Here is an 18,734-nt window from a genome sequence, read left to right on the forward strand (position 1 = left end):
GAGACTGCGCGCCATCAAGGTGATCATCAGGAGAGGTTCTGCGTTCAATAGCGAGTTAAGGAGTGGTTTTTCCGATCGCTCGGCCTCGCGCCCAGCGCTCCGAGCAATTGAATCCGCAGATGAACTATGAGGAACGTGCTATTTCCGTTTCTTACCCGGCGGTTTCTTGGCAGCGGACTTCGCCTTTGGTCTTGCTTTGGCGGGCGCTTTGACTGTCTTCTTTGCGGGCGGCTTCTTTGCTTCGAGCTTAATGTGGCCTTTGGTGGGTTTCTCTGCGGGTTTCGCAAGTGCTTTGGGAGGCGCCGCTTTCTCCGCCGCAACCTGCGGAGCAAGTATCTTCGTAGGCGCAGCCTGTTGCTTCGGCGCCTTCGACTTAACAAGCGCTTGGCTTTCGGGTGCGCGAGCTGGTGACGGCTGAGCGGCCCGATCCGTGGGTGCTGACGCAGCAGCAGCCGCTGCAGCGGCCGCTTTCTTCTTACCTCGGCCACGGCGTGTAGGCGTCGGTGGTGCAACCGGAAGCGGCGGTGAGTGTGGCTCGAGGTACTTCACAATCTCGGCTTCGGTCTTGAGCTTGCCGTCCAGCATCATTAGAAACATTTCCTCGAGCAGCTTCTGGTATACAGGCAGCTCGGGAGTAATGCGCATCTCGGCCATCTTCTGCAATGGCATCTTCTGACGGTACTGCGGCCACTTGGTCAGGAACGCTTTGATTTTCTGCTCGACTGCCGACTGGCGGGTGGTCACATCAAGGAACAGAATCAATTCGGGACGCGTCGACATCAGCAACTTCCATGTAGCGGACGGCGCTGCATACTCCTTCGATAACAACTGCTTGGCCAGATCCTTAGCATCGTTTTCGATGTTGAGCCATTGCTCGACGAAGTGATGTCGTGGCAGAAGCTTTTGCATCGCGTGCACTTCTTTCTCGGAAATCTTGCGCGTCAGGAAGTACATGCGTGCGGCCGCAGGATCAGATTGCACCCCAATATCAGTCAGCTGCTGGCGGGTTTTCTGCAATGCCGTGAGTCCGGCGACATCGACCTTAGCCGTGGTCCAGGCTGGGAAAAGGATCTTCATCCAGCCTTCTTTCTCGAAGGCTCTCATCACTGCTAGCGGATCATCTTCATGCGCGATCTGCTCGATCTCGTAGCCAATCGCGCGATTGGCGATGTTCTCGAGGTAATTGCCTTCTTTCGCCGCGTCGAAGCGGGCTTGCGTACGCTCTTCGAGAGTCCAGTGGAAACGCGTCATCAGGCGAAGCGCACGCAGCATGCGCGATGGCTCTTCCAGAAAGGCGTAGTTCTGCAAAATGCGCAGGTGCTTGGCTTCGAGATCGGCGACTCCGTTGAACGGATCCATCAATAATCCCCGAGAACCGGGATTGAGCGAGAGCGCCATCGCATTCACCGTGAAGTCGCGACGGCGGAGATCCTCATTGATTGTGTCGAAGGTTACTTCCGGCTTGCCCGGTTTGGGATAGCTCTCGGAGCGAGCACTTGCTATCTCTGTCCGAACATGGTTTGGGAAAAGGACGTAGAGGATGCGAAGCTCCTCATCCTCGCCTTGGATGATCGCGCCGACTTTCTCGAAATCCTTGCGGAGCTTGTGGACATTTCCCTGGATGGTGAAGTCTAGATCTCGGATGGCGAATCCGCTGATAATGTCACGCACGGCGCCGCCCGTGAGATAGACGTTCATCTCGTGCGAGCGGGCGATTTCCTGCACTTGTCCAACGACTTGGAGCTGCGCCGGAGATAACCGGCTCTCCATCATGTATATGTAATCAGCCATTCGGGTGTTCTAGCTTGTCCTTGGACGGCAGGATGTGCACAGCGAGCCAAGAGCCCAGACAATCAACCCGGGAGGGACATGCGTGGGCTGGCCGGCCCGGATACCGGAAGCCAATAACTATCTCCAATACAGGTACTTAGCCTGAAGCAGGCCTTGAAAGGTCACGGCAAACCTAGAACAATATCACAGCAGTTGACAAGTTGGCTACTGCTGAAGCCGTAACTCCAAACCAGAGTGGTAAACATGCGAGAATCGCGGTTCCAGAGCTGACGTTCTCATGCCATCGACGCACAAAAAAGTCATCGTCCGCAAGATGGATCGCGATAGCCTGACCGGCTACGTGGCCCCAAAGTTCCTCGCCGACGGCAAGCTGGAGCTGCTCACGCAGTCGGGCAAGGTGATCTTCATCGACCTACGCGAGGTGAAAGGCGTGTACTTCGTTCGCGATTTTGGCGATGCGGAGTCGCTAGGCCGCAAGACGTTCACAAGTCGTCCACGCAGCGAGGGGCTCTGGGTACGCATTGAGTTCGCTGATAATGATGTCTTGGAAGGCTTGATGCCCAATGACCTCACCCTGCTCGAAGGAGACGGCTACTTCATCATTCCGCCTGACACGCGATCCAATACTCAAAGAATCTTCGTGCCACGTTCGGCGCTGACTTCACTCACTGTTCTTGCCGTCATTGGCGGAGGCGTGCGGCGAAGAAAAGAGGAGAGAGATACCGGCCAAGTACCGATGTTCGACGAGGAAGCTGCTGGCTCGCAGTAGCTACTAACCAGTACTCCTACTAAAATTACGCGCATGAAACTGCATGAGCTTGCGCAGCGTCTTGGGGGGAAGCTTGAGAACGCCACCGACAACACTGTTGTAACTGGCGTCACTGGAATCGAAGAGGCTGTCCCGGGAGAGATCACGTTTGTCTCGAATCCCAAATATGCAGGCATGGCGCGCTCCACGCGAGCGTCACTGATCATTGTCGGAAACGACTTCCCTGACCTGCCTCGTCCTTTGCTCCGCCATGAGAATCCTTATTTAGCGTTCGCGCGAGCCATCGAGTTGTTTCATCCCCAGCACGAGCATGTTCCGGGAATACACAAGACTGCCGTAATTCATCCATCCGCCCAAATTGGCAAGGATGCCTCAATAGCTGCCTATGTTGTTGTGGAGCATGATGTGCAAATCGGGAACCACTGCACCTTGCTTCCCCACGTCGTCATTTACCCGGGCGCCCGGATTGGCAACAATTTCTTCGCTCATGCCCACGCTGTCGTTCGCGAGAACTGCATCCTGGGAGAAAACGTAATTCTTCAAAACGGCGCAGTGATCGGCTCCGATGGATTTGGCTTCGCGAAAGATGACAAGGGAGAGTGGCACAAAATCATGCAGTCCGGACCAGCTGTGATTGAAGATGAAGTAGAAGTGCAGGCGAATGCCTGCATTGATCGCGCGAGCGTCGGCGAAACCCGTATTGGACGCGGATCGAAAGTCGACAATCTGGTCCAAGTTGGTCACGGATCAAAGGTCGGGAAGCGAACCCTGCTTTGCGCGCAAGTCGGACTGGCAGGATCCACCCAAGTTGGTAATGATGTGATTCTCGCCGGACAAGTCGGTGTCGCCGGTCATTGTTCGATCGGCGACAAAGTAATCGCCACGGCTCAGACGGGTATTCCAAATGACGTGGAATCGGGAAAGATCATGAGCGGATATCCTGCAATCGACAATCGCCAATGGCTGCGGGCTGTCGCGGTCTTTAGTCGCTTGCCGGAACTGGCGAGAAGTGTTCGTCTATCAGGCAGAAAGAGCCCTGCTCGTGAAGGGACCCCCATCGAATAGACTCCTATCCCGGCGCTCGCATCCAACTCTGCTGAGGCAGGTAGCGGAATGGATGGGCCGGGACAATCCCTCACGATCATGGACGAAAAAAAGCCAGTAGCCGAGCGAGCTCCGATCCGTGTGCTTCTCCTCGACGATCACGTCGATAATCTCATCCTGCGGTCGGCGATCTTGCGTAAACATGGCTACCAGGCGATCAAGGCCGCAACCATCGAAGAGGCTGAGGCTCATCTGCACGAAGCCGATATAGCGGTACTCGACTACCATCTCGGCGCCGGTCAATTTGGGACTGAGGTCGCCAGTACTCTGCGCGAAAAACGGCCGCAAGTACCGATCATTATTCTTTCGGCGACGCTCGAGCGTAAGTTTGGCGGCGTCGAAGATATGCACCTGCTCAAAGGCTACAGCTCGGTCGACGATCTGCTCGCAGCGCTTCGTTCGTTTGAAGCAAAACGGCGAGGCAAGCCGGTGGTGGTCGATGCGCGCGACTTCTACTACTCACGCATCAACATGGCGATGGGAGACGATGTCGTGCTGGAGATCATGGATCGTGAGGGCAATTGGCAGTACGTAAACGAGACTCTGGCCAAGTTGCTCGAGAAAAAGCGTTCATGGTTTTTGGGTAAGAACATGTTTCAGGAGTTCCCCGAACTTGGGGAGGACTGGCAGGAGATCATCCGCACCGTGGCTGATACGCGCGAAACTTATATTGACCGTACATTTCGCGGGCTGCCCTTGCCGAAGAAGAGTCCGCGCTATATCTGGAACGTGCTGGTCTTCTCGCTGAAACTGCACGACAATCGCAACGGCGCAGTGCTGAGTGCGCGTATTCTCGAACGCAAAGATCCGCTGAAAATGCCGGATCCAACTATCGCCTGATCGAAGCTATTCGGAATGAACATTTGAAATCGAAGATCCTGACAGCGGTAGTTCTCTGCACCATAGCTGCGAGCACAACGACGTGTCGCTCGCACGGAGTTGACGTTACAATTCGCAACCACGGCCAGAGCGCAATCCATAACCTGGAGTTTGATTATCCTGGCGCGGCTTTTGGCACCGGCAGCCTCGCACCGGGCGCTTCATTTTCGTATCACATCAAACCTCTCTCCCGTGGTGAGGTTGGGGTGAGCTTTGAGCAAGAAGATGGGAAAATGTTCAGGCAGAAAGGGCCGACGGTAATTCCAAATCAGGATGAACGACTATTGATTGTCGTGGAACAGGACGGCAATAAACAATGGCGCGTGCGAGCCGAGCAGCGATAGTCTTTCATTCTCAATCATAGATGGCGACCATCAACAACGATCACTGGGTGGTTGCATTCCCAGGCTCAAGAGACTCTTATCAAGTTCCGATTGCTCTAAACGAATCTGGTTTGTTGCAGAGTCTGGTAACTGACTTCTATGCTCCGTTGGATCGACCGTGGTTCGCGCTCGCCAGCCGGTTCTTGCCTTCGGATATCAAATCAAAACTCAGCAGGCGGTTCGATCCTGAACTGCCCTCCGGCTGCGTCGCGTCTTATCCCACGTATGCAATTAAGAACTGGTGGAAACCTGAGTTATGGATTAATCGCGTTGGGTCATTAGGCAAGCATGCGGGCAGCGTGGCGACCAAAGAAGAGTGTTCGATCCTGGCGTACGCTCATGTAGCCACATCCGCGTTCGCTGCTGCCGGCGTGCGCTCGAAAGTGCTGATGCAGATGCAACCGCACCCCGCATCGGTGAGAGCCGCACTCATGGCAGACAGATTTTTGCCTGATTTCGAAGATCACAGCAATAACGAACTCCTGTGGGCTCCCGACATTTTCGAGACTTTTTCGCGAGAGCCGCTCTTGGCCGATCTGTGCATCGTGGCGTCGACGTATACGCGCAGAACATTGATTGAGAACGGCGTAGCACAAGATCGCATTTCTGTGGTTCCCTACGGAGTTGATCTTGATTTCTTTGCTGCTGAGCAGTCCCGACCGCGTAAGTTGTCGATGCTATTTGTAGGCCAGGCGTCTCGGCAAAAAGGACTCCATTATCTGCTCGAGGCGTGGGACAAGTTGAGATTGCCTGATGCTGAACTGCAGATTGTTGGTCACCTTCCACGAAACAAGAATTCGCTGACGAAGTACGCATCGCTCGCGCGCTTCCTCGGTCCGCTGGATTGGCGGAGACTTCGCGACGAGTATGGTCGAGCCGATCTGCTGTGTCTTCCATCTCTGGGCGATGGGTTCGGTCAAGTGGTTTTGGAAGCGCTTGCATGTGGCACGCCGGTGCTGACAACAAGTTCATGCGGAGCTTCTGATCTGATCCGAGGCGGAGAAAATGGTTTTGTCATTCCTCCGGCTAATCTGGAGGCCTTGATCGCCAGCCTGGAATGGGCGTCACGGAATCGAGACAAGCTGCGACAGATGCGAGCGACCGCCCGCTCAACTGCTGAAAAATATTCGTGGACCATATTTCGCAGAAGAATTGTTGCCGAGCTTCAGTCACTCACACCGGGTGCATTTCAGTGCGCGAAAGTTACCTGAGTAATGCCTCAATTGTGGTTTTTGCGCTTTTCCACCTCGGCTCGAACTAGTATCAGCACCATGATTGCCTGGGAAAGCTTGTAGAGGCGCAATACTTAGACGTCATCGGATGCCCTCCGAATCCCAACGCTCCAGCAGCTGTAGCTGCCTGGGGCGTTGTCGCTTTTCGGTGCTAAGTTGCACTGGAGCATCTGGACTATAATGCCCGGTTTGCCGTTTGCCGAAAAACCGCACATGGTTCCCGTTCAAACTTCTCATCCCTTGAAGCTGGCCACGCGCATGCAACGGCTTGGGACGGAGACGGCATTCGAAGTATTCGCGCGCGCCCGCGCACTCGAAGCTCAGGGGCGAGACATCGTGCACCTCGAGATCGGCGAGCCCGATTTCGACACGCCCGCCAACATCATCGGCGCTGGCATCGACGCGCTGCGAGAGGGATGGACGCACTACGGCCCTTCTCCGGGACTTCCAGCGCTGCGAGAGGCGGTTGCCGAGCATGTAACGGGAACTCGCCATACGCGGGTAAACCCCGAAGAAATAGTAATTGTTCCCGGCGGCAAGCCGATCATCTTCTTTACCATCCTGGCACTTGTCGAAAAGGGAGACGAGGTCATTTATCCCAATCCGGGATTCCCGATTTATGAGTCAATGATCGAGTTCGTCGGCGCGCAAGCTCTTCCGATTCATTTGCGGGAAGAGCGCGGGTTCGGATTCGATGTCGACGATCTCGCAAGCGGTATTTCCGACCGCACGAAGTTAATCATACTCAACTCGCCTCATAATCCAACAGGCGGAGTTCTGACGGAAAAAGATGTGCGAGCCATCGCTAACGTAATCGGTGATCGCGACATCATGGTGCTCTCTGACGAGATCTACAGCCGTTTGATTTTCGAAGGCGAGCACTTCTCGATCATCTCGATCCCGGAGTTCCGCGATCGCACGATCCTTCTGGATGGCTTCTCCAAGACGTATGCGATGACCGGATGGCGCCTTGGCTACGGCGTAATGCGGCCGGATCTGGCCAAGCAAATCTCGCGACTGATGACGAACTCCAATTCCTGTACAGCCAGTTTCACGCAGATGGCTGGAGTTGAGGCTCTACACGGCGATCAACAATCAGTCGAGAAGATGCGGCAGGAGTTCCTCAGTCGACGCGACGTCATGGTGAGCGCGCTCAACCAGATCAAAGGCTTTCGCTGTCAGAAGCCAGGTGGAGCTTTTTATGTCTTTCCCAACATCGAAGCCACTGGCTGGCCGTCAAAAAAGTTGGCTCACGCATTACTCGAAGAAGCCGGCGTTGCGTGTCTCTCGGGAACTTCCTTTGGAAGCTTCGGCGAAGGATATATCCGCTTCAGCATTGCTAACTCCATTGAGAATATCGAGAAGGCGCTGGAACGGATCAGGCATTGGACAGGAAAGCGCCTCTAGCCGATGCCATTCCGCATCTACGCCACCTGTGACATCGGTGAGCCAGCGCTAAACCGTTTGCGCGAGCGCGGATACCAAGTCGAAGTGTACCCGAATCCTGATCCGCCGCCGAAATCTCTGATTCTGGAAAAAGTGCGAGGCGGTATTGACGGCCTGATCACCACCTTGCGCGACTCAATCGATGCCGAGCTATTCGAAGCCGGAAAAGGAACTCTGAAGGTCCTCTCGCAGATCGCTGTAGGATTCGACAACATCAATCGCGCGGATGCCAATCGCTACAAGGTTCCCTTCACCAATACGGCTGATGTCCTAACCGAAGCCACTGCCGAATTCGCGTTCTTCATGATGGGCGCTGTGGCGCGTAAGCTCTGGTCCAGCGAAAAGCTGGTTCGCGAAAATCGTTGGGGAGCCTGGCATCCATTTCTTCCCTTTCTGGGCGATGAATTAACAGGCAAGACGGTTGCAATCATCGGCACCGGGCGAATCGGCTTGGCGATGATCAAGAAGTGCACCGGAATGGACATGAACATCCTGTGCTACGACCCGGCGTACGAGAACCACGAATACGTTGCTGGAATTCAGGCCTTGATGGATCTCCGACGTGAGCGCGGCATTCAGAAAAATAAAACGCAGATCAAGTACGTGAGGTTTGAAACCGCACTCGCCGAAGCCGATTTCGTCAGCGTGCATGTGCCCCTGTTGCGTGAGGGTGAATCGCCGACACCAACTTTCCACCTGTTCAACGAGAAGACTCTACGCATGATGAAGCCGAGCGCGTATTTGATTAATACATCCCGCGGGCCCGTCGTAAAGGAGGCCGCGTTGGCTAAAGCTCTTAAACAGCGCTGGATCGCTGGCGGAGCGCTGGATGTTTTCGAGAAAGAACCGCTTGCCGCCAATTCCCCCCTGCGAGATCCTGAAATCGAAGACCGCTGTCGCCTCTTTCATCACTTCGCCAGCGGAGCCAAACAGACCAGACTCTCACCCGATCCCAATATAGGAATGGCTGGTCGCTGCGTTCAGGGATTGATCGATGTGCTGGAGAAAAATTATGGCGGTGACTTCACCAAAATGCCGTACTTAGTGAATAAGGAGGCGTTCAAAAGCTAAGTACGCAGAACAGTACCGGCCAGGGCAGCCGCTGGTTGGGGATACACGTACCCCGACCCGGCGACTACCGCCGCCTGTACTGTACCCTGTAACGTGTTCTCTATCCCCTATGTCTCTCGTTGAATGTGTTCCCAACTTCTCTGAGGGCCGCGACACTGCGAAGGTCGAGGGCATTATCGCCGCCATGAAGGTCGACGGCGTCTATCTGCTCGATAAGGAGATGGATGCCGATCACAATCGCTGCGTGATCACGATAGTCGGCGATCGCGATGCGGTGGCTGAAGCTGCCATTCGCGGCGTTGGAAAAGCAGCCGAGTTGATTGATCTCACTCAGCACCAAGGTGCGCATCCCCGCGTTGGCGCCGCCGACGTTGTGCCGTTTATTCCGATCGAAGGCGTCACATTGGAGGATTGTGTTGCTATCGCCCGTCACGTAGCCGCCGAGATCTGGAGACGTCATCGCGTGCCCGTGTACCTTTATGAAGCCGCCGCGACTCGGCCTGAGCGCCAAAACCTCGAGAACATACGCCGGGGACAGTTCGAGGGGCTGCGAACGGAAGTAGTCACGAATACCGAACGCCGTCCTGACTTCGGCGAGGCAGCCCTTCATCAGACTGCCGGTGCTACTGTCGTCGGAGCTCGCAAGCCGCTCATTGCCTACAACGTCTACCTGAGCACCAGCGATGTCGAGATTGCCAAGAAGATTGGCAAGGCGGTGCGTTTCTCATCTGGCGGTCTCCGTTACGTGAAGGGAATGGGCGTTCTGGTCCGAGGTCAGGCTCAAGTTTCGATGAACCTAACCGATTTCGAGCAAACACCCATTGCGCGCGTCTTCGAGTTCGTGAAGCGCGAGGCGGCTCGATATGGGGCGATGCCCATATCCAGCGAGATCGTTGGCCTCATTCCCAAACGGGCACTCGAAGAAGCTGCAGAGTGGTTCCTGCAGGTTGAGAACTTCGATTCTTCCCTGATCCTCGAGAACCGTTTGGCGGCCGTGACGGGTGGAAAAGCAGCAGTTGGCGGAATTCGCGCTGGAGTTGAGCCGTTTATCGAGCTGCTCGCCGCTCCCACTGCTACTCCAGGAGGAGGTAGCGCATCGGCGGCCGCAGGGGCAATGGCAGCGGCGCTCGGCGGAATGGTTGCAGGCATGTCTCGCGGAAAAAAAGCTTACCAGCAATACGAGCGCGAGTTGAGCGATGCCCTGACCCGTCTCAATCGTCTACGTGAAGAGCTGAAGGCGAGCATTGATCTCGACGCCGCCTCCTACGCTGCCGTCCTGAAAGCATATAAAGACGCCAAGACAGCTGCACCGGAAGTGGGCGAGCGCGCAATCTCTGATGCGCTCAAGAACGCAACTCGCGTTCCACTTGGGATTGCGCAGAAGGCCCATGAGGTTCGAAGACTCGTCGAATCGCTCAAGCCGATCACAAGCAAGAACATGTGGTCCGACCTGGCCGTCGCTTCCGCGCTCGCACGAACAGCAATTGAAGGCGGCTTGGCTAACGTCGAAATCAACCTGCAAGAATCGAAGGACGAGACGTTCAAGGCTGAAACGAGTAAGGCAGCCTCCGTAATCACCACAGGCAACTGAAGGTCCTTCATAGGGTTAACTGCTGGTGACTTGAGTGGGAGACCTTGAGATACCATTGACCCAGAGCTGCTCATCCAAGTATTTAGCTAGAATTAAGGAGTCTATGAAGTACAGAATCCCTGCTCTTGCCGTGTTCTGTTTAGCTCCCGTTTTCAGTTTCGGATCATCGCTTGCGAGCGCGACTCGTGCCGTGATTCCTGCCGACGTCCAGCAGATCATCAATGTGGACTACCGCGGTATGGAGGACTCCCAGAGCGGACAGGCTCTAAAGACGCGCGTTCTTCCGGACCAGCTGAAAAAGTTCGAAACTGCGCTGAAGGGCGTAGGCGTTGATCCCGATAAGGACGTCGAGCAACTTACCTTCGCGTCGTTTCGCGTGAAGAGTGGATTGCAGGTGGTCGGCGTTGCGCAGGGAGACTTCGCTGTAAATAAGGTCGTCGCTCGACTGAAGACGAAGAAGATCAAGCCCACCGTGTATCGCGATTCCGCGATGTATCCACTCGACGGCGGCCTCTCGATGACGCTGCTTGACAACTACAACATGCTCTTCGGCGACTCGGCTGCGCTCAAGTCGGCGCTGGATGTGCGCGACGGTGTTGGCAGCAGCCTGAACTCGAACTCTGCAATTACTGACATGATCTCCTCGGTCGACTCAGACACTATCTGGAGTGTCCTGGACGAGAAAGGCACGCAGGAGATGATGAAGTCCGCGCTTGGCGACGCCTCGAACCTCGCCGACTACAATGCGATCAAAAACCGCATTAAGAATTCCGCTTACAAGATGGACTTCGGTAACGGAGTGAAGTTCAACCTGAACGTCAATACCTCCGACGCCTTCACTGCTGCAACTCTCAAGACTCTTCTGCAGGCCGGCGTTCTCTACAAGAAGATGAATGCCACGCCGACAGAGAAGGTCGCGCTAGAGAACTTGGTAGTGGACTCCGATAGTGGCGCGCTCAAGCTGAAGTTCGAGACCGATGACCGCAAGTTCGTCAGCCTCGTGAACTCCGACCTTTTTGCAGCGATCTCAAAATAACTCCCTAATCCTCGTCGGGCTCCGCGAGGGCCACAGCTCCATTGAGTTGTGGCTTTCGTGGCCTTTTGAGCGCAGGAACTTCCGCGAAGGCTCGCGTGGATCTGCAGGTCGACGACGTCGTTTGAGCAGCATTTTCACAGCTCTTTCGAATACGCAGCATGCAACCGCCTCATCTAGGGTACTGCAGGCTATATGCCTGATGTAATGGAAAGTTTCGACGCAATCTTTGCTGGAGGAACCCCGTCTTTTGTCAGCTCGCTTATTTTGACCCAGCGAAGCAGCCGAAGCCGACGCAGAGGAAAGCCGTACTACGGTGCCGAGTAGCGGTCCGACGATTCATTCCGCGCCGACTCTAGGGTGCCGGAATACGTCTACGATGATCAAGGTTCCGATGCCCCCATCACGAAAAGCACGCATCGCACGATGACGAAGACGACTTTCATGGCCTGACGTTACGAGAGGTGAAATAGTCTGAGAAGTCTCTCGACAAATACGGGGAGCTGCTGACAAAACAGAAATGGCCTCCCGTTGAGGGAGGCCATTCGAATACTTAGTAGAGCTTATTGAGAGACGCCAACGGCAGTCTCTCCCGCTTTCTCAACAGGGTTTTTAGCGGCGAAGAAGCTATGATCGTACAAGCCGCGATACATGCGTCCAGCGATTTCGGCAGCCTTAGGACCGTACGTCGGACGTCCGCCCTCCAGGAAAACGACCGTCACGATGCGGCCATAGCTCGTGTTGGCGTAAGAGGCAAACCATCCGTAGCGAGTTCCCGAATTGGAGCACGTTCCAGTCTTCCCCAGAATCTGCTCCTCTGAGAAGTTGACGCGCAGCGGACGTGCCGTCCCGTATTGAACTGCCGCTGCCATGCCATCGCTCATCTCAGGCAGGTAATTGGCGATTTCGAGCGTGCGCTTTACTTTAGGCTGGAAGTTCAAGATCTCTTCCGGAGAAGTGGGGTGCTGCAGATAGTAAAGAGTGCCACCGTTGGCCATTGCCGCGACCATAGCTCCCAGCTGCAGCGGAGTCATCGAGATTCCATCGCCAAAGGAGCACATGCGGCCAACACCGCCGAGCTTCGCGTCGAGCTCTTCGTCTGGATAGACGCCCAGATGTTCGCCTTCAATGTTGTAACCAGCCAGCTCGCCCAATCCGAACTGAGTCGCGTAGCGGTGAACGCGCTCGAATCCCAGCTTGCGTCCCAGTGCCTCGAAATACAGATTGTTCGACTTCGCGAGCGCCTCGGTAAGCGTCATGTACGCACGTGGACCGATCTTCACAGGCGTGTTGCGTGTGATGATGCCTTCGCTCAATGCCGCGAGTCCCACAGATAACTTGATCGTCGAACAAGGAGTCCCGCCTTCGGAAAGAGCCAGCTTCTGGTTGACCATTGCCAGAATGCGTCCGTTAGTCGGATCAATCGCCACCACTGTTCCGTTCATGTTGCCCAGAGCATCGATCGCCGCTTGGCGCACCACCGGGTCCTCACCTGCGTTAAAATCACCGCTCGTCAAATCGCTCGTCGCGAAAGAGTTCGCGGTGAAGCGCTCGTAATAACGATGACGACGCCTGCTCCTCCGCGTATAACCCAAACGGCGGCTGTGGCGCAGGCGACTTATCCTCGCTTGGGTCCGGTTCGATTCATTTACTTTGCGCGCTGTGCGCTTGGTGGTACTGCTTCCAGAAGTGGAGATTTTGGCGGCAAGCGCCGTTCCGGCGCCCACGAGAAGGACTATGACTACTGCAAGATACCGGTAGGCCTGACTCTTCTTCATTCGATCCCTGTCGGAGATGGTTTGCTCCGGAACCAGCAACTCTGCTGTGTGTTTCCACGGCGTTAGTGCTTGGTTCTATTGGCTTTGCCGATGTTAAGTGAGCTCCTGCTCGATTGCAAGCTGATTCCAGCTGACAAAAAGAGCTACTCCTGCAAACCCGACAACAGGTGAGATGCTGCTGTCCCAAGTTGCGGTTCCCTACTTTTGTGCTCGGGCTGAGCAGGTTCAACTGCAAGAATTGCCAGACTTAAGTCACTGTCATCAGAGAATTTAAAAAAGGGGAGTGCCCACTTTTAGGGCTGCGTGCCTCTGTGCAATCTTTTGCGCATCGTGGGACAAAAATCTAAAACGGTTTCTGGAGCTGTGTCGCATATTTTGACCAACCTGTTCCAATTGCGTGCACTTGGGCGGATCTCGGGTGCTGCTTTGAAAAACTTGGCTACGTCCTCAAATTCCATGAGCCCATTCACAGCGCACAATTCTTGAATTGGAACTCGTGCCGAAAAAGAACGCCATCAATCTTGCTTAAAAATGTCCTTTCTTCAACGGATTAAGGTCCTCATTCGCCCGCTTAGTACCACTCAGGCTGGATACTTAGAAAGCTTAGGAAGTTCCCCTAATGTGAGCAGAGTAGATGCGTCCGTAGCTTCCCCTAATGGGACTGGTCGCGGCAGCGGCCAGCCAATGTTAGCGGAGGCTGAATGCGACAGAGCGTTTTTGTACTTTTTTTATTTTTTATTGGGGTGATCGTTGGATGCGGTGGCTCCGGCGGATATAAGAATTCCGCAGGAACCTTGAGCAGCACAAATCTCGCGGCCGGCAACACTCAGCTGCCTGGCACGACCACGGCCGGGGCGACAACGCCTCCGAGCTCGACCGGCTCCGCTTCGAACACGACGCCAACCAACCCGGCGACGCCTTCCTCCTCCACCTCGGCAACGGAGGTCGTAATCAGCTCGCCGGTTGAAGGGGCGACTGTCGGCTCACCAGCCCAGGTCGCTGCCAGCGTAGTTGGACCTACGGCAATCGCATCCATGCAATTGTATGTAGACGACGCGGTGACCTTCCAGTCCGCCTCCTCGCAGATCAACGCCGCAGTGCAGCTTCCGACGGGTACCCATACGATGGTTGCTCAGGCTTGGGACCAAAACGGGAATGCCTACAAATCGGTTCCTGTGCATGTTCTGGTCCAGGCAAGCGCAGTTCCGGCCGCGCCGCCAGCTCCGACTCCAGCGCCGCCCACTTCAGCGGCGAATGCCTCTCAAATTCAGACCCAAGGCGGCTGGGACAATTGCGACGTCTGCGCCGGAGATGCCGGTAATGGCCCGAGTACCGCACACGCGATGGTCGAAGGCGTGAGCTCCCCTTCACTCAGTGGATCTTCCGCTCGCTTCGACATCGGGGGTACCCCCTGGGGAGCTGCCCTGTTTTGGCGCGAGCTTGGCTCACACGACGAAGCACAGAACCTCAGATACGATCTGGACTTCTACGTTGACTCTATCTCCAGCGGCCAGGCTCTCGAGTTCGACGTGAATCAGACCACTGGCGGCAGCAAATATATCTTTGGAACGGAATGTGACTTCCGGGGATCAGGAACATGGCGCGTCTGGAACGCTCCCGCCGCCACCTGGGCTTCAACCGGCATTGGCTGTGCGGCGCCGAGTGCCGGCACTTGGCACCATCTCACCTGGGAATTCCAGCGCGGCGGAGGGCAAACCCACTTCATTGCTGTGACACTTGACGGCAATCGCCACGATGTCGGAATCAATTTTGGCGCCATCGGCCAGAGTGGAAGCGGTCTGGACATAGCCTTCCAGGCCGACCTCACAGCCTCCGGCAGTAATCAGTCCGTGTGGCTCGATAACGTCAGTCTGTCCTGGTAAGAGATAGGGAAGAAACAAGAAGTATCCGTTTGAACCACTGTCGATGAAATTAACATCGTTAAAGGTCGTGCCTTGGAAGTGCACCGTGAAATTGGCGAAGGTCGAGCCCCCTGGGAGAACGACTGCGCTGCCAAGTCCATTATTCGATTGCATCCCGATGCCAAATGTTCAGATGCAGACATGTTCAGCCAGTTGGCTACCGGCGCCGGCGCCGAACTGTCCCTAGCTCTTACTCTGGAATCGTGAAGTCATAAACCCGGCCTGTGGTTGCGCCTCCTGCACCTTTGCCTGCCATCTGTCCCGCGGTCGCGGACTGTTGGCCGGTGCCCATAAAGAACGCATACTCTCCGGGCTTCAATTCGGAACTGAGGAAAACTCTGTAGATGCGGATGCCGATGTGGTCGGCCTTGAAGGCAATTTCTTTCTCGCGCACGACTCCAGACGTCCCTCCCAGCCAGCCGCCAAATGTACCGATTTGGAACTCTCTGCGGTCGCCTTTCTTGTTCAGCTTCAGCAGCACATAATCGGAGGCGCTGGCTCCATCGGGCACGTAAAAGTAAAAAGTAGGCCGAAGCTCGCGCACACGGTTGATCGACGTATTCCCATTCAGGAATGCGTCCCAGTGCACGTTCTTAATTCCGTAAGTAAAAACGTTTGCGGCTTTTCCTCCGACTTTCGACTGGCTGATCGCCTGTCCCTGAAGGAGAACGAAATTGCCGGCATCCTTCCAGTACACTCCCACTTCGGGAGGTGGAAGATTCGGACCTACCGTCGCCGGACCAGCCAGGGTTACGACAGTCGGCGCAGGAGGCATAGGATCAATCATCGCCTTCACGATCGAATCGGGAACATTGGCCGTCTTCAACGCCCTTAGGCCCTCAACGCTGGTGTCGAAGCTGATAGCGCCCGTTCCAGCCGCGCTAGTAGTCCTGATCTTGGCAAGGATCACATCTTCAGAAATGCCCGAACCCACCATGGCGATCACGTCCTGGTTTGTGAGCCTTCGCTTGACACCCGAACCGTCTTCGCAGAACGCGGACGAGAGAAGAAGGAAACCGAAAACGAACACCAGAACAACTGACCCGATCCGATTTTCGCTGATAAAGCTCATAACTGAGGCCCCACATCTGAAATTACTGCAGTCAAACGGGCCGGCGGAGAAGAGACTCTCCGGGGCTTATCTTAAGCGTACTGCTATTCAGCCCCTGCAAACACAGGTTTTTCCCTGAAGTTGGCCAGCAGAATGCCCTGTGAGCGGTTTCCCTCTCGGTTCTGCCTCGTTCTTGGAGTGGCTGTTCCTGTCCCCGGTAACCTGTCCCCTATTCGTAGTCTTCTCCTGTATCTTATGTCGGACGTAATTCAGGCCACTTTCTAGACCATGCCCGTCTCGGTGAATAGTTCGAAAGCCATTTACGCGGCGCTAAAGGCCTCAGGAATTCGTCTGCTTTCGGCGTTGCCCGAGACATGGCTGCTTCACCTGATTCGGATGGCCGAAGACGATCCAGAGATGACTCTCGTTCGTCTCGCGAAGGAAGAAGAAGGCGTGGGAATTTCGGCCGGCGCGCACTTTGCCGGCGTCAGCTCCGCCATGTTGATGCAGAACCACGGATTTCTCGCCAGCATTAACGGCATCGTCTCATTTGCGCTCTTGTATCGAATTCCGCTGCTGATGCTGATCAGCTACCGCGGCAGCTTCGGTGAGAGGGATCCATGGCAGACCCAGGGAGGCAGCGTGACCGAGCCTCTGCTGCGCACTCTTGGCATCCCCTATTTTTGTCTGCAAACTGCCGAATCGGTTCAGCAACGGATCGCCCACGCGCAGACGCTTTGCGCCAGCAGCCTGCAACCAGCCGCGCTACTGCTCACTCGCGACCTTATGTGGGAGGAATGATTGCTACGGCTCGACTGTCTGCGGTCGATTTACTCGCAGTTGGAAAAGTGTGTAGTCGTCACCATTATGGGCGCAGTCTCGGCAGAGCTCCAGTCCATCGGACATCGTCCGAATTTCTTCTATCTGCAGCACGCTATGGGACTCGCTTCTTCCACAGGCCTCGGCATCGCGCTCTCTTTACCGGAACAAACCGTAATGGTGCTCGATGGCGACGGATCTGTCCTGATGAACCTCGGCACATTCAGCACCATGGCGCGATATCGTCCACGCAATCTTCTCCACATTGTGTTTGACAATGAGAGCCTGCTCTCCGTCGGCGGTTTTCCGACCGCGACGTCGACCGGAACGGATTTGGCTCAAATCGCCAAAGCAGCCGGCGTTCCCCGGACGGAGATTGTCAATGATTGCACCAGCTTCGTGGAAGCAGTCAATAAGGGCCTTGCGGCCAGGGATCTAACCACGATCGTGGCCAAAGTAGAAGCAAGCGGTCCGACAAAATACGTTACAGATTTGAACTTGCTCGAAAATCGCTTCGAGTTCAGCCGCTATTTGCGTTCGTTAAAGAGGCCACAACCGTAGCGCAGTACTGGTGCACACCAGGCCCCGCAGCGGGCCTTGATTTCGCGAGAGACGGAGCCGGTTCCATGTCAAACCTCCTGATACAAGTCATCGAACAGCTCAACCGTGGCTTACTTCAGGTCATTGATCTGACGCAACCCCTCTCCCCCGACACTCCTATCCTCCCACTGCCTCCGCAGTTTCAGAATACGCCCCGATTCCGGATATGGGAATTATCGCACTACGACGACCGCGGGCCGGCATGGTACTGGAACGCATTTGAGACCGGTGAGCATACCGGCACGCACTTCGACGCGCCGGTCCACTGGATCAGCGGAAAAGACCTGCCCAACAACAGCGTCGACCGCATCCCGCCTCGACAATTCATCGGTCCAGCTTGCGTGTTTGACATCACGGAGCTGGCGTCGCGCAATCCCGATCATCTCGTGCTTCCGGAAGATATCCTGAAATGGGAATTGCAACACGGCCGCATTCCCGCCGGATCCTGGGTATTACTACGCACTGGTTGGTCGCGGAAAAAGGAGCCCTATTACATTAACCTGAAGGACGACGGACCCCATACACCAGGATTCACCAAGGAAAGCTCCCAGCTGCTGGCCAGGGAGCGCGAGGTGCTGGGAGTAGGAGTCGAAACCGTTGGTACCGATGCCGGCCAGGCAGCCAAGTTCGACCCGCCATTCCCCAATCACTACATCATGCACGGCAGCGGCAAGTTTGGCCTGGCAGGTCTAACTAATCTGGATCAGCTGCCAGTCACTGGTGCTATTGTGATCGCAGCCCCACTAAAAATCGTGAACGGCTCAGGAAGTCCCGTGCGAGTGATCGCCATCGTGCCAAGCCCAGGGCGGTAGCTGCTGGGTTCCCATTTTCCCAGCGTACGGCGTATCGTTGAATGTTCCGAAGGAGCGAAGCCCATGAAAAGCGCAACGGCAACATTGACTATCCTTGGTCTCGCCACAGCAATGTACCTGACTGCCGCTGATAGTTCGACGGTGACGGTGAAGGGCTTTGTTCTGGATTCCGCATGCGCCTTCACCAAAGGTCTTACCAAGCCCGCGAGCAAACAATGTGCGATCGACTGCGCCAAGGGAGGCTCGCCGCTCGTCATTCTCGCGGACAACGGCGATATTTACTGGCCGATCGCCGACAGCATGCCGGCAATCGGACAAAACGCGAAACTTCTGCCGTTCGCCGGAGATTTTGTCACGGCCACAGGGAAGATCTATCAACGCGGCGGATCCAAGGCGATCGCCATCGAGAAGATCGAGCTTCAGGCAGCTCCCAATCGCAAGTAATTCTCGTTT

General features: G+C 55.6%; 18 protein-coding genes. 13 read left to right on the forward strand and 5 right to left on the reverse strand.

What is annotated here, in order from left to right; genetic code table 11:
* Positions 1–138 precede the first annotated feature (138 nt).
* On the reverse strand, positions 139–1,791 hold the full coding sequence (locus tag DMG62_07500; protein PYY23505.1) for a polynucleotide adenylyltransferase: 1,653 nt from the start codon (positions 1,789–1,791) through the stop codon (positions 139–141).
* A gap of 277 nt (positions 1,792–2,068) precedes the next feature.
* Here DMG62_07500 and DMG62_07505 point away from each other — a divergent pair, with 277 nt between their 5' ends.
* The 9 genes from DMG62_07505 to DMG62_07545 all read left to right on the forward strand — a co-directional run bounded on the left by DMG62_07505 (position 2,069) and on the right by DMG62_07545 (position 11,302).
* On the forward strand, positions 2,069–2,560 hold the full coding sequence (locus DMG62_07505; protein ID PYY23506.1) for a hypothetical protein: 492 nt from the start codon (positions 2,069–2,071) through the stop codon (positions 2,558–2,560).
* A 33-nt stretch (positions 2,561–2,593) separates the two neighbouring features.
* On the forward strand, positions 2,594–3,625 hold the full coding sequence (lpxD, locus tag DMG62_07510) for a UDP-3-O-(3-hydroxymyristoyl)glucosamine N-acyltransferase (GenBank protein ID PYY23507.1): 1,032 nt from the start codon (positions 2,594–2,596) through the stop codon (positions 3,623–3,625).
* A 78-nt stretch (positions 3,626–3,703) separates the two neighbouring features.
* A complete protein-coding gene (locus DMG62_07515; GenBank protein ID PYY23634.1) occupies positions 3,704–4,504 on the forward strand; it encodes a response regulator in 801 nt (266 codons plus the stop codon).
* A 23-nt stretch (positions 4,505–4,527) separates the two neighbouring features.
* A complete protein-coding gene (locus tag DMG62_07520; GenBank protein ID PYY23508.1) occupies positions 4,528–4,887 on the forward strand; it encodes a hypothetical protein in 360 nt (119 codons plus the stop codon).
* A gap of 20 nt (positions 4,888–4,907) precedes the next feature.
* Positions 4,908–6,137, forward strand: a complete 1,230-nt coding sequence (locus DMG62_07525; GenBank protein ID PYY23509.1) for a hypothetical protein — start codon at positions 4,908–4,910, stop codon at positions 6,135–6,137.
* A gap of 234 nt (positions 6,138–6,371) precedes the next feature.
* Positions 6,372–7,565 (forward strand): aspartate aminotransferase, encoded by a 1,194-nt coding sequence (locus tag DMG62_07530; protein PYY23635.1) that lies wholly within the window; start codon positions 6,372–6,374, stop codon positions 7,563–7,565.
* Between the two features lie 3 nt (positions 7,566–7,568).
* Positions 7,569–8,675, forward strand: a complete 1,107-nt coding sequence (locus tag DMG62_07535) for a D-glycerate dehydrogenase (protein PYY23510.1) — start codon at positions 7,569–7,571, stop codon at positions 8,673–8,675.
* A 109-nt stretch (positions 8,676–8,784) separates the two neighbouring features.
* Positions 8,785–10,266, forward strand: coding sequence for a glutamate formimidoyltransferase (gene ftcD, locus DMG62_07540; protein ID PYY23511.1), 1,482 nt, complete (start codon positions 8,785–8,787; stop codon positions 10,264–10,266).
* A 103-nt stretch (positions 10,267–10,369) separates the two neighbouring features.
* A complete protein-coding gene (locus DMG62_07545) occupies positions 10,370–11,302 on the forward strand; it encodes a hypothetical protein (protein ID PYY23512.1) in 933 nt (310 codons plus the stop codon).
* Between the two features lie 560 nt (positions 11,303–11,862).
* Here DMG62_07545 and DMG62_07550 read toward each other — a convergent pair.
* From DMG62_07550 to DMG62_07565, 4 genes are all read right to left on the reverse strand, one after another.
* Positions 11,863–13,077 (reverse strand): penicillin-binding protein, encoded by a 1,215-nt coding sequence (locus DMG62_07550; GenBank protein PYY23636.1) that lies wholly within the window; start codon positions 13,075–13,077, stop codon positions 11,863–11,865.
* Positions 13,078–13,903: 826 nt separating this feature from the next.
* Positions 13,904–14,113 (reverse strand): hypothetical protein, encoded by a 210-nt coding sequence (locus DMG62_07555; protein PYY23513.1) that lies wholly within the window; start codon positions 14,111–14,113, stop codon positions 13,904–13,906.
* 598 nt (positions 14,114–14,711) lie between these two features.
* Complete coding sequence (locus tag DMG62_07560; GenBank protein ID PYY23514.1) at positions 14,712–15,113, reverse strand: hypothetical protein; 402 nt, start codon at positions 15,111–15,113, stop codon at positions 14,712–14,714.
* A 76-nt stretch (positions 15,114–15,189) separates the two neighbouring features.
* Positions 15,190–16,071, reverse strand: a complete 882-nt coding sequence (locus DMG62_07565) for a hypothetical protein (GenBank protein ID PYY23515.1) — start codon at positions 16,069–16,071, stop codon at positions 15,190–15,192.
* 267 nt (positions 16,072–16,338) lie between these two features.
* Between DMG62_07565 and DMG62_07570 the strand changes: the two genes are divergently transcribed.
* From DMG62_07570 to DMG62_07585, 4 genes are all read left to right on the forward strand, one after another.
* Positions 16,339–16,851, forward strand: a complete 513-nt coding sequence (locus DMG62_07570; protein ID PYY23516.1) for a sulfopyruvate decarboxylase — start codon at positions 16,339–16,341, stop codon at positions 16,849–16,851.
* A complete protein-coding gene (locus DMG62_07575; protein PYY23517.1) occupies positions 16,852–17,430 on the forward strand; it encodes a thiamine pyrophosphate-binding protein in 579 nt (192 codons plus the stop codon).
* Positions 17,431–17,495: 65 nt separating this feature from the next.
* Positions 17,496–18,281, forward strand: coding sequence for a cyclase (locus DMG62_07580; GenBank protein PYY23518.1), 786 nt, complete (start codon positions 17,496–17,498; stop codon positions 18,279–18,281).
* A gap of 63 nt (positions 18,282–18,344) precedes the next feature.
* On the forward strand, positions 18,345–18,725 hold the full coding sequence (locus DMG62_07585) for a hypothetical protein (protein ID PYY23519.1): 381 nt from the start codon (positions 18,345–18,347) through the stop codon (positions 18,723–18,725).
* Positions 18,726–18,734: the final 9 nt, after the last annotated feature.

The organism is Acidobacteriota bacterium, from assembly GCA_003225175.1.
Taxonomy (GTDB): Bacteria; Acidobacteriota; Terriglobia; order Terriglobales; family Acidobacteriaceae; genus Gp1-AA112.